The sequence below is a fragment of the Polaromonas sp. P3_C2 genome (assembly GCF_056402675.1).
Window position 1 is genome coordinate 1 of sequence record NZ_JBFUGX010000052.1, and the last position, 11,287, is coordinate 11,287.

Sequence of the window (11,287 nt, forward strand, 5' to 3'; positions counted from 1 at the left end):
AACTTCGAGCGCTTTGTGTTTGACCTGCTGGGCCGCGACGGTAGCAAGACCAGAGCCTTGTTTCGTGACCAGCTCGGCAGCCAGGGCTACTTTGACCTGAGCGCTGAGGCCGCCTTCAAGTCGGCCGCGCAGCGCTACGGTTTTGTGAGCGGCAAGAGCACCCATGCCGACCGGCTGGCCACCATCCGCGACACCTACAAGCGCTTTGGCACCATGATCGACACCCACACCGCCGACGGCGTGAAGGTGGCGCGCGAGCAGCTCCAGCCCGGTGTGCCCATGATCGTGCTGGAAACCGCCTTGCCCATCAAGTTCGCGGCCACCATTGAAGAGGCCCTGGGCCAATTGCCCACGCGGCCTGCGAAGTTTGAAGGCATTGAGGCCCTGCCCAAACGCGTCGTGGTGCTGCCGGCCGATGCAGCCGTGATCAAACGCTACATTGTCGAAAATGTACATTAAATCGGGCTGTAGCCCTTATCTGACTTGCGCAAGCAGCTATATTTTTAATAGCAACCTGGGCGTCTTCCGGCCTTTCTTTCTGTGAGAGCGACATCATGAACGTGGTCGGATTTGCCGGGTATTCCGGTTCGGGCAAGACGACACTGGTCGAAAAGCTGATCCCGGCACTGAAGGCCAGAGGCCTGCGTGTTTCAGTGGTCAAGCATGCGCACCACAAGTTCGACATAGACCATCCCGGCAAAGACACTTTCCGGCATCGCCAGGCCGGTGCCTTTGAAGTGGTGGTGGCCTCGCCAAACCGGCTTGCGCTGATGCGCGAATTTGAAAAGCCGTCCGAGCTCACCGTTCACCAGCTGATCGCCGAGCTGTACGGCGGCGTGGACTGGGTGCTGGTGGAGGGCTTCAAGAGCAGCGACCTGCTCAAGATCGAAGTCTGGCGTGCGCCTTCGGCCGACTATGCCGGCAAGCCCCCGCTCTACCCGGACGACGACTTCATCGTCGCCGTCGCCACGGATGCCCCCGGCAAGCTGCCCCAAGCAACCTTGCGCCCGGTGCTGGATTTGGACGATGCCGACGCCGTGGCAGAGTACCTGGTCAACAATCAGGAACGCTTCGCCTATTCGTTTGAAGACCGTTTCGGTTAAACGTTCGCCAAAGCAGGCTTTTTTCGTTCCGTTCAGGTTTTTGTTCCGGACACCCCGACCATGAGTTCTGTTTCCCCCACGCCCGCCGGCCTGGCGCCTGCGCCCCAGCCCGGCCGGGCCCCCTTGAAGCCGCTGGACCAGGCGCTGGCCGAGTTGCTGGACCGCGCGGCTTTGCTGCCCGGCGCCGAGACGGTTTCCACCTTCGATGCCGACGGCCGGGTGCTGGGCCAGGATCTGGTGTCCAGCCTTGATGTGCCGGCACACGACAACAGTTCCATGGACGGCTATGCGGTGCGTGTTGCCGACTGGTCAGCCGATGCGGTGCTGCAGGTCAACCAGCGTATTCCGGCCGGCAGCAGCGGCCACATGCTGGAGCCGGCCTCTGCGGCACGCATCTTCACCGGCGCGCCCATTCCGCCAGGCGCCGATGCAGTGGTGATGCAGGAAGACTGCGATGTGGTTGACGCCGGCGTTCGCATCAAGGTACAACCCCAGTCCGGTCAATGGATTCGCCGTCGTGGTGAAGACGTGACCTCGGGCACCGTGGTGCTGCACCGTGGCGAGCGCCTGACGCCGGCCTCGCTCGGCCTTGCCGCCAGCATCGGCTTCGACAGACTGCAGGTGGCGCCCCGCGTACGCGTCGCCCTGTTTTCCACCGGCGACGAACTTGTCATGCCCGGCGAGGTTGCGCCTGCCGACATGAAGCCTGGCGCCATCTACAACTCCAACCGCTTCTTTTTGCGTGCGCTGTTGCTGCGCCTGGGCTGTACGGTCACCGACCTGGGTATCGTGCCCGACCGCCTGGACGCCACCATCGCCGCGCTCAAGGGCGCCAGCGAGCAGCACGACCTGATCCTCACCAGCGGTGGCGTGTCGGTGGGCGAAGAAGACCACATCAAGCCCGCCGTGCAGGCGCTGGGCGAACTGGCGCTCTGGCAGATCGCCATGAAGCCGGGCAAGCCCTTCGCCTACGGCAAGATTGCAGGCTCTCACTTCATCGGCCTGCCTGGCAACCCGGTGTCCAGTTTTGTGACCTTCCTGGTCCTGGTGCGGCCCTTCCTGCTCAAGTTGCAAGGGGCTGTGCAAACCGCCGTCAGCCCGATTGCGGCGCCGGCCCATTTCAATTGGCCCAAAGCCGACAAGCGCCGCGAATTCCTGCGCGTCAAGCGCAACGCGTCCGGCGGGCTGGAGCTGTTCAACAACCAGAGCTCGGGTGTGCTGACCTCGGCGGTCTGGGGCGACGGTGTGATCGACAACCCCGCCGGCCAGGCCATTGCGCATGGCGACACGGTGCAGTTCATTCCATTTTCGGCGCTGATGTCGTAGAGGCACTGCGGTAAGGCCCCCCATGAAAATCATCGTCAAATACTTTGCCTCGATTCGCGAAGCTATCGGGCAGGGCAGCGAGGTGCGCGACACCTCTGCCACCACGCTGGCCGCCCTGCGCGACGAACTGCTGGCGGCCACGCCCGCGCATGCTGCGGCGCTTGCGCGCGGCAAATCGGTGCGCATGGCGCTCAACCAGGTCATGAGCGATGAGTCGGCTGTACTCAGCGAGGGCTGCGAAGTCGCCTTCTTCCCCCCCGTCACCGGCGGCTGATCCACTCACTCGCGGCGGCTCAGGCCACCTGAGCATCCAGCTTCACAAGCTGGTCCACCAACGCCGCAGATGCGCGCGTCATCGGGCTGCGCAACTCGTCACGCAGCAAATTTTGTCGCGCCAGCAATGCCTTGAGCGGGCCCGGATTGGGTTCTGCAAACAGGGCTTCAATCAGCGGCGGCAGCGGTTTCCACAAAGCCTCGGCCCCGGCCACGTCGCCCGCTCGAAGGCGCTGAACAATTTCCGCAAATCGCGACGTATGCAAATGCGCCGCTGCCGCGATAGCGCCCCGGCCGCCTGCTGCCACAGTCGTGAAGATGTTTGCATCCTCACCGGCCAGCACCTGCAATTGCCCATCGGCGATCAGTGCCCGCGTTTTCGCCGTGTCACCCCCGCAATCCTTGACGGCCTGTATGCGCGGGTGCGCCGCCAGCGCCCGGATGGTCTCAAGCGCCATCTGGCTGCCCGTGCGGTAGGGAATGTCGTAAAGCACCACCGGCACCGCGCTGGCATCGGCCAGGGTGGTAAACCACTCGACCAGGCCCGCCTGCGAGGGCCGGATATAGCTGGGCGCCGGCAGCAAGATGCCCGCGAGGTTCAGTGGGCTCAAAGCACGAACGCGCGCAGCCGTTTTACCCAGGTGGTAGCCAGACAAACCCATGATCACCGGCAGGTCAGGGGCTTCGGCCATCACGGTTTGCAGCACATCAAGTTGCTCTTCATCGCTGAGCGCGGCAGCTTCACCCGTAGAGCCGCATACCACCAGCCCGGCGATGCCGCTGGCCTGGTAGTGCGCTACCAGGCGTTTCAAGGCACCGTAGTCGACCTTGTCCTGGTCAAACGGGGTAACGAGCGGGATCCAGAGTCCCGAGAAATCGTGAGTTGCCTGAGTGGCTTGATTTGCCTGATCGGCATTGAGCGCTGTTTGCATGAAGACACATCCCAAAAAACTGACCGGCTAAAAAGGCCGTCATCAGAACAAGTGAAGGTGTCCGCAAAAGACTCTGGAAAAGTAACCGGCGGTTCCATCGCTCATTCGACGACGGAACCGCAGCCCCGGTCAAATGAGCAACGGTTTTTTCGATTTGCTGGCGCACGCCTCAAACCCGCGGGCGCTGTCGGGCGTCCGGTTGGCAAGAAGGTGAATGTGGCCAGTCATGCTGCCATATTACTTGAGGGGCCGGGCTGTGGCACTGTTTCGGCATTGAATATGCACCGGCCTGCGTGGCCCAGTGGCAAAATTGCCACTATGGCCCAGTCTTCCCCCCGCGTCCTGATCACCACCGATGACTTCAACCTCGCCGATGAAGTTGCCGCGCTGCGCTCAAACGACAAGCGCGTCGGCGCCGTCTGCACCTTCACCGGCACGGTTCGGGACCGCAATGACGGCCTGAGCGTCAGCAGCATGGAACTGGAGCATTACCCGGGCATGACCGAAAAAGCCATCGAGGCCATGATCGATGAGGCGATGTCGCGTTTTGATATTTTTGGCGCCCGCGTCATCCACCGCGTCGGCCTGCTGCAGCCGCTGGACCAGGTGGTGATGGTGGCCGTAGTGTCAGCCCATCGCGGCGAAAGCTTCAAGGCCTGCGAATTCCTGATGGACTACCTGAAAACCCAGGCGCCGTTCTGGAAGAAAGAAGAAACGCCGGAAGGCGCCCGCTGGGTGGATGCCCGGGTCAGCGACGACGCGGCGCTGGCGAAATGGGGCATCAGCGCCAGCAACGCCTGAGGCCGGCGTGGGCTTGACGCACATCAAACGCGGCCCAATGGCTTGCCGTGCTTGCGGCTGAATGACTTGAAAAGGCGCGCAAAAGCCCCAAACTCGGCAATAACCGCTCCTTCGTGAGCCCCGAGCCCCTTTGCGGAGTCAAATTCAATGCGACAAGACAAATTAACCACCAAATTCCAGGAAGCCCTGAGCGATGCGCAGTCCCTCGCGCTGGGCAACGACAACGGCTATATCGAGCCGGTTCACCTGCTGGCCGCCATGCTCCGCCAGGAAGACGGCCCGCGTGCCCTGCTGGAAAAAGCCGGCGTCAACGTGGGCGGCCTCACGCAGGCTGCTGATGCAGCCGTTAAAAAACTGCCGCGGGTGCAGGGCCAGGACCAGATCCAGGTCAGCCCTGATCTCGCCAGGCTGCTGCAGGCCACCGAAAAAGAAGCCATCAAGCGCAACGACCAGTTCATCGCCGGTGAGCTCTTCCTGCTGGCCGTGGCCGACAGCAAGAGCGACGTGGGCCGGCTGGCCAAAGAAAACGGCCTGACCCGCAAGGCGCTTGAAGCGGCGATCGACGCCGTGCGCGGCGGGCAGGGCGTGAACAGCGCCGACGCCTAAGGCCAGCGCGAAGCCCTCAAGAAATACTGCATGGACCTGACCGAGCGCGCCCGCCTGGGCAAGCTCGACCCGGTGATCGGCCGCGACGATGAAATCCGCCGCGCCATCCAGGTGCTGCAGCGCCGAACCAAAAACAACCCGGTGCTGATCGGGGAGCCTGGCGTCGGCAAGACTGCCATCGTCGAGGGCCTCGCCCAGCGAATCGTCGCGGGTGAGGTGCCCGATTCGCTCAAGGGAAAGCGTGTGCTGAGCCTGGACATGGCCGCACTGCTGGCCGGCGCCAAGTTCCGCGGCGAGTTTGAAGAGCGCCTGAAAACCGTGCTCAATGAACTCGCCAAAGACGAAGGCCAGACCATCGTCTTCATTGACGAGCTGCACACCATGGTGGGCGCCGGCAAGGCAGAGGGCGCCATGGACGCGGGCAATATGCTCAAACCCGCGCTGGCCCGCGGTGAGTTGCATTGCGTGGGTGCCACCACGCTCGACGAATACCGCAAGTACATCGAAAAAGACGCTGCGCTGGAGCGCCGCTTCCAGAAAATCCTGGTGGGCGAGCCGAGCGTGGAGGCGACGATTGCCATCCTGCGTGGCCTGCAAGAGAAATACGAAGAGCACCACGGCGTGCAGATCACCGACCCGGCCATCGTGGCCGCGGCCGAGTTGAGCCACCGCTACATCACTGACCGTTTCCTGCCCGACAAGGCCATCGACCTGATCGATGAAGCCGCGGCCAAGATCAAGATAGAGATGGACTCCAAGCCCGAGGTCATGGACAAACTCGACCGCCGCCTGATCCAGTTGCAGATCGAGCGCGAAGCCGTGCGCCGCGAAAAAGACGAGTCTTCGAAAAAGCGCTTCGACCTGATTGAAGAGGAGATCGCCAAGCTGCAAAAGGAGATATCCGATCTCGATGAAATCTGGCAGGCCGAAAAAGCCCAGGCGCTCGGCTCCAAGGACGTGATGGAAGAAGTCGGCCGCATCCGCTTCCAGATTGAGGAATTCACCCGCAAGGGCGACTTCAACAAAGTCGCCGAGCTGCAATACGGCAAGCTGCCCGAGCTGGAAAAGCGCCTCAAAGAAGCGCAGGCTAGCGAAGCCAGCAAGGGAAAGTCCAATGCGCCCACGTTGCTGCGCACCCAGGTCGGCGCTGAAGAGATCGCGGAGGTCGTGGCGCGCGCCACCGGCATTCCCGTCAGCAAGCTGATGCAGGGCGAGCGCGACAAGCTGCTGCTCATGGAAGGCAAGCTGCACGAGCGCGTGGTCGGCCAGGACGAAGCCATCGGCGCCGTGGCCAATGCCATCCGCCGCTCGCGTTCGGGTCTTTCCGACCCGAACCGGCCTACGGGGTCTTTCCTGTTCCTGGGCCCCACCGGTGTCGGCAAGACCGAACTGTGCAAGGCGCTGGCCGGCTTTTTGTTCGACAGCGAAGACCACCTGATCCGCATCGACATGAGCGAGTTCATGGAAAAGCATTCCGTGGCACGCCTGATTGGCGCGCCCCCGGGTTATGTCGGCTATGAAGAAGGCGGCTACCTGACCGAAGCAGTGCGCCGCAAGCCCTACAGCGTCCTGCTGCTCGATGAGGTGGAAAAAGCCCACCCCGATGTCTTCAATGTGCTGCTGCAGGTGCTGGACGATGGCCGCCTGACCGACGGTCAGGGCCGCACCGTGGACTTCAAGAACACCGTGATCGTGATGACCAGCAACATCGGCTCGCCAATCATCCAGTCCATGGTGGGACAGCCGTATGAGGATGTGAAAGAGGCGGTAGAGGGCGAGCTGAAGAACTACTTCCGGCCCGAGTTCCTGAACCGTATCGACGAGACCGTGGTGTTCCATTCGCTCGACGCGAAAAACATCGAGTCCATCGCCCGCATCCAGCTGCGTACGCTGATAGCACGCCTGCAGAAGATGGACCTCAACATGGAGGTGTCGGAAGCGGCGATTGCCGAGCTCGCCAAGGTCGGGTTCGACCCGGTGTTTGGCGCGCGTCCGCTCAAGCGTGCGATTCAGCAGCGCATTGAAAACCCGCTGTCGAAGTTGCTGCTTGAAGGCAAGTTCCCGCCCAAGAGCACCATCCCGGTCGATGTGGACCCGATCCAGAATCCGGGGGTGTTCAGTTTCGAAGCGGCGGCCGGGTGAGACCGGGCTGGGTGGCGCTGCAGCTTGCTATCGGATTGATAGCTGCTCGCGCCGGCCAGCCGGGGGCTAGTGRCCATTTTTGATGTGAAAAAGACAAAAGCCCGTTCCTGCGCACGCAGGCAACGGGCTTTTTCTTGCTCGCCGTCTGGGGCGGCTGGCAGAGCCRCTTGCGGCCATGATCCGTTAAAGTCATTCACGAGACCGCACAAAACCCGCAGCCATGAAAGCCATCGGCTGCATGGCGGCGCCGGCGCTGCAAAGGAGACAAACGCCCATGAGCACCCTGATCTACACCCACGAAGCCTGTTTCGACCATCGTCCCGGCCCGCACCACCCGGAGTCGCCCGAGCGTCTTGAAGCCGTGCTGCAGGCACTGAAGACACCGGAGTTTGCGAAGGCGCTCTGGCGCGATGCGCCGCTGGGCTCGTTCGATCAGGTGCTCCACGTGCACACACCCGGCTATGTGGAGCAGGTGCAGGCGGTGTCGCCGGCCGAGGGCTACCGCGCGCTCGATGCCGGTGACACCATCCTGTCACCGGGCTCGCTGGAGGCGGTGATGCGTTGCGTGGGCGCAGCCTGTGCCGGCGTGGACGATGTGGTGACAAGGGAGGCGAGCAACGTTTTTTGCGCTACCCGCCCCTGCGGACATCATGCCGAGGCAGATCAGGCCATGGGCTTTTGCGTGTTCAACCAGGCGGCCATTGCAGCGCTGCATGCGCGCCAGCGGCACGGCATCCAGCGTGTTGCGGTGGTGGACTTCGACGTGCACCACGGCAACGGCACGCAGAACTCGTTCTACGACGACCCTGACCTGTTCTACGGTTCCTGCCACCAATCGCAGTTTTACCCCGGCACCGGCGCGCGCCATGAAACCGGCGTGGCCGGAAACATCGTGAATATGCCGTTTCCGCGGGGCACCGGGTCAGTCGCCTTCCGCGCCGCGATGACCGACCAGTTGTTGCCGGCCCTGCGCAGGTTCGCACCCGGGCTGCTGATCATCTCCGCGGGCTTCGATGCCCATCATCTGGATCCGCTGGGCGGCCTGAAGTTCACAGACGACGATTACCACTGGATCACCCGGGAGCTCATGAAGGTGGCCGATGAAACCGCCGACGGCCGCGTGGTTTCCGTCCTCGAGGGAGGCTACAGCCTGGAAGGCCTGGCCAGCGGCACGGCGGCGCACGTGCGTGCGCTGATGGGCAACTGATACGGGACGCGCCCGCGGAACGCAAACAACCAGGCCCTAGCTGCCCAAGCCCGCATAAATGGTCTGCACATCGTCATTGGCATCGATGGCGGCCAGGAAGGCTTCGACTTCCTCGAGGTCGGCGGCGCTGAGGGTTGCCGGATCGACCGGGTTTTTCGGCTTGTAGCCCAGTTTGGCCGACAGCACGCTGAAACCCTGGGCCGGCAGTGCGCGGCTCACAAGGTCAAGGTCGACAGCGTCGGTCAGGAACAGGGTGGTGCCTTCTTCTTCGCCCGGCTCAAAGTCCTGGGCCCCGGCTTCGATGGCGGCCAGTTCGGGGTCGGCGCCTGCTGCTGCAGGTTCGGCTTCAATCATGCCCACGTGGTCAAAATCCCAGGACACCGAGCCGGAAGTGCCCAGCTGCCCCTTGCGAAACAACACGCGCACTTCGGATGCGGTGCGGTTCAGGTTGTCGGTCAGGCATTCGACCATGACCGGCACGCGGTGCGGGGCAAAACCCTCGTAGATCACGTGTTCAAAATGAACCGCATCGCCGGTGAGGCCGGCGCCCTTCTTGATCGCGCGCTCCAGCGTGTCTTTGGGCATGGAGACCTTGCGGGCCTGCTCCACCACCAGCCGCAGGCGGGCGTTCAATGACGGGTCGGCACCGCTGCGCGCGGCCACCATGATTTCCTTGGCCAGTTTTCCAAATACCTTGCCTTTGGCATTTGCGGCCAGTTCCTTGCCTTTTGCTTTCCACTGCGCGCCCATGTTTGATCTTCCTTGGTATGCCGCAGCGCTTCATGCGCCCGGCTTGATGCTTATTGATGTGAGGTGAGCGGCCACGCGCGGGGTGGGGAAAAGCGCGGAACCGAGGGCTCTGGTTATACACCCATGGCCACAGTGGCCTGCTGGCGGGGCTTGCGGGCGAGCCAGGCACATTGGCATCCCTGGAGTTGCTATCTATTTGATAGCTGCTGGCGCACGTTGTTATTAGGCTGCAGGCCTTTTTGTTCCTGAAAATGGGTAAAAACAGCCTTCCCGGCCGCCCAAACGCTCAAACCACCACGCCGGCGGTCTGCAGAAATGCCTGCAGGGCGGTAAAGTCCAGCGGCTTGGTGAGGTGCTCGTCGAACCCGGCGGCCAGCGCGCGGCTTTTGTCTTCGTCCGTGCCAAAGCCGGTGAGGGCCGCGACCGTCACCTGCTCGCCGCCGTGCAGGGCGCGCAGGGCTGCCAGCACCTCGTAGCCGTTCATTCCCGGCATGCCGAGGTCCAGCAAAACGGCCTGGGGTGCCTGCTGGCGAAACATCTCCAGCGCAGCGGGGCCGTCATAGGCCACTTTCACCTGGCAGTCCATCAGCCTGAGAATTTCCGCCAGGCTGTTGGCTGCATCGCGGTTGTCGTCCACCACCAGGATGGCTGCGCCCGGACCGCTTGCGTCATCGGTGCCGTGCACGCCTGTCTGCGCATTGGGCAGGAAAAAAGTGAATGTGCTGCCGCGGCCGGGGCCCTCGCTTTCAGCATGCAGTGCGCCGCCGTGCATTTCCACCAGGGAGCGTGCCAGCGTCAGACCGATGCCCAGCCCGCTTTCCCGCGCGGCGGTCTGCGCGTCGCCCTGGGAGAACAGCTCGAAGATCTGGCTGAGCGCCTGGGACGACAGACCCAGCCCGTTGTCGTGGACCGAGGTGTAGAGCTGCGTGCCCTCTTGCCAGACTTTCAGCTCGATCAGGCCCGCCTCGGGGGTGTACTTTGCGGCATTGACCAGAAGGTTCTGCAGGACCTGCGCAAGCCGTGTGGCGTCTCCCTGCACCAGCGGCGACGCGGCCGGGATGTCTGCCTTCAGGCGGTGGCGCCGCGCATCAAACAAGGGGCGCACGGCCTCAATGGAGCGGGCCACCACCTGGTTGTAGGAAACCTGCTCCGCCTTGAACCGGATCTTGCCGGTGGTCAGCCGCCCGACATCGAGCAGGTCGTCGACCAGGCGTGTCATGTGCGTGAGCTGCCGGTCGATCATGTCGCGGCTGCTTCGAACCAGCGGGCTGGGGGAKGGTTCCAGTTGCAGGATGGTGATGGCGTTGCGGATGGGGGCCAGCGGGTTGCGCAGCTCGTGCGCCAGCATGGCCAGGAACTCGCTCATGCGCTTGCTGGATTTTTCCAGCTCGTGCAGGCGCCGCCTTTCGGTCATGTCGCGTGTGACTTTGACAAAGCCGCGCAGTTGCCGGCCCGTGTCATACACCGGGGCAATCACCACATTGGCCCAAAACACCGAGCCGTCCCGCCGAACGCGCCAGCCTTCTTCTTCAGCCCGGCCATACTCCAGGGCCGCCTTCAGTTCGGCTTGGGGTTTGCCGGCCTCAAGGTCTTCAGGACGGTAAAACAGGCTGAAATGTTTGCCGATGACTTCGCTCGGGCTGTAGCCCTTGATGAGCTGCGCGCCGCTGTTCCAGCTCTCGATCACGCCGTCGGGGCTGAGCATGAAGATCGCGTAGTCCCGCACCCCTTCGATCATGAACCTGAAGCGTTCTTCGCTCTCGCGCAGCGCTTCCTCGTGAGCCCGGCGTTCCGTGAGGTCGCGTGTGACCTTGCCGAAGCCGGCGAGTTGTCCGTTCTCGTCCCTGAGCGCGGTAATGACGACATTGGCCCAAAAACGGCTGCCGTCCTTGCGGATGCGCCAGCCTTCTTCCTCGAAGCGCCCATCTCTTTCCGCGCGGCGCAACTCCTCGGCGGGCCATCCGGCGGCGACGGCCTCAGGGGGGTAAAAGGTGGAGAAATTGCGGCCGATGATCTCGTCGGCGCGGTACTGTTTGATGCGCTGGGCGCCGATATTCCATGACATCACGTTGCCCGCGGTGTCGAGCATGAAGATGCCGTAGTCCTGCACCGCATCCACCAGCAGGCGAAAGCTATCCGTTGTAATC

General features: G+C 63.1%; 8 protein-coding genes and 2 pseudogenes. 7 read left to right on the forward strand and 3 right to left on the reverse strand.

The window, feature by feature from the left end; genetic code table 11:
- The 4 genes and pseudogenes from AC1DWI_RS04095 to moaD form a co-directional block, all read left to right on the forward strand.
- Positions 1 to 459: pseudogene (locus tag AC1DWI_RS04095) on the forward strand (threonine synthase); the annotation flags it as partial.
- A 95-nt stretch (positions 460 to 554) separates the two neighbouring features.
- Entirely contained in the window at positions 555 to 1,103 is a 549-nt protein-coding gene (gene mobB / locus AC1DWI_RS04100) for a molybdopterin-guanine dinucleotide biosynthesis protein B (RefSeq protein ID WP_457280427.1), read from the forward strand.
- 60 nt (positions 1,104 to 1,163) lie between these two features.
- Positions 1,164 to 2,429, forward strand: coding sequence for a molybdopterin molybdotransferase MoeA (locus tag AC1DWI_RS04105; protein ID WP_477669139.1), 1,266 nt, complete (start codon positions 1,164 to 1,166; stop codon positions 2,427 to 2,429).
- A gap of 22 nt (positions 2,430 to 2,451) precedes the next feature.
- Positions 2,452 to 2,703 (forward strand): molybdopterin converting factor subunit 1, encoded by a 252-nt coding sequence (gene moaD, locus AC1DWI_RS04110; protein ID WP_477669140.1) that lies wholly within the window; start codon positions 2,452 to 2,454, stop codon positions 2,701 to 2,703.
- Positions 2,704 to 2,722: 19 nt separating this feature from the next.
- Here moaD and dapA read toward each other — a convergent pair whose 3' ends face one another.
- A complete protein-coding gene (dapA, locus tag AC1DWI_RS04115) occupies positions 2,723 to 3,634 on the reverse strand; it encodes a 4-hydroxy-tetrahydrodipicolinate synthase (protein ID WP_477669141.1) in 912 nt (303 codons plus the stop codon).
- Positions 3,635 to 3,952: 318 nt separating this feature from the next.
- Here dapA and AC1DWI_RS04120 point away from each other — a divergent pair, with 318 nt between their 5' ends.
- The 3 genes and pseudogenes from AC1DWI_RS04120 (at position 3,953) to AC1DWI_RS04130 (ending at position 8,390) form a co-directional block, all read left to right on the forward strand.
- Positions 3,953 to 4,435, forward strand: coding sequence for a molybdenum cofactor biosynthesis protein MoaE (locus AC1DWI_RS04120; RefSeq protein ID WP_477669142.1), 483 nt, complete (start codon positions 3,953 to 3,955; stop codon positions 4,433 to 4,435).
- Between the two features lie 147 nt (positions 4,436 to 4,582).
- Positions 4,583 to 7,183: pseudogene (clpB, locus tag AC1DWI_RS04125) on the forward strand (ATP-dependent chaperone ClpB).
- A 274-nt stretch (positions 7,184 to 7,457) separates the two neighbouring features.
- Complete coding sequence (locus AC1DWI_RS04130) at positions 7,458 to 8,390, forward strand: histone deacetylase family protein (protein ID WP_477669144.1); 933 nt, start codon at positions 7,458 to 7,460, stop codon at positions 8,388 to 8,390.
- A gap of 36 nt (positions 8,391 to 8,426) precedes the next feature.
- Here AC1DWI_RS04130 and AC1DWI_RS04135 read toward each other — a convergent pair whose 3' ends face one another.
- Positions 8,427 to 9,140: a YebC/PmpR family DNA-binding transcriptional regulator gene (locus AC1DWI_RS04135; protein WP_477669145.1), complete on the reverse strand. Its 714-nt coding sequence runs from the start codon at positions 9,138 to 9,140 to the stop codon at positions 8,427 to 8,429.
- Between the two features lie 286 nt (positions 9,141 to 9,426).
- Positions 9,427 to 11,286 carry a PAS domain-containing hybrid sensor histidine kinase/response regulator gene (locus AC1DWI_RS04140; RefSeq protein ID WP_477724420.1) on the reverse strand — a complete coding sequence of 620 codons (1,860 nt, stop codon included), beginning with the start codon at positions 11,284 to 11,286 and terminating at the stop codon, positions 9,427 to 9,429.
- Position 11,287: the final 1 nt, after the last annotated feature.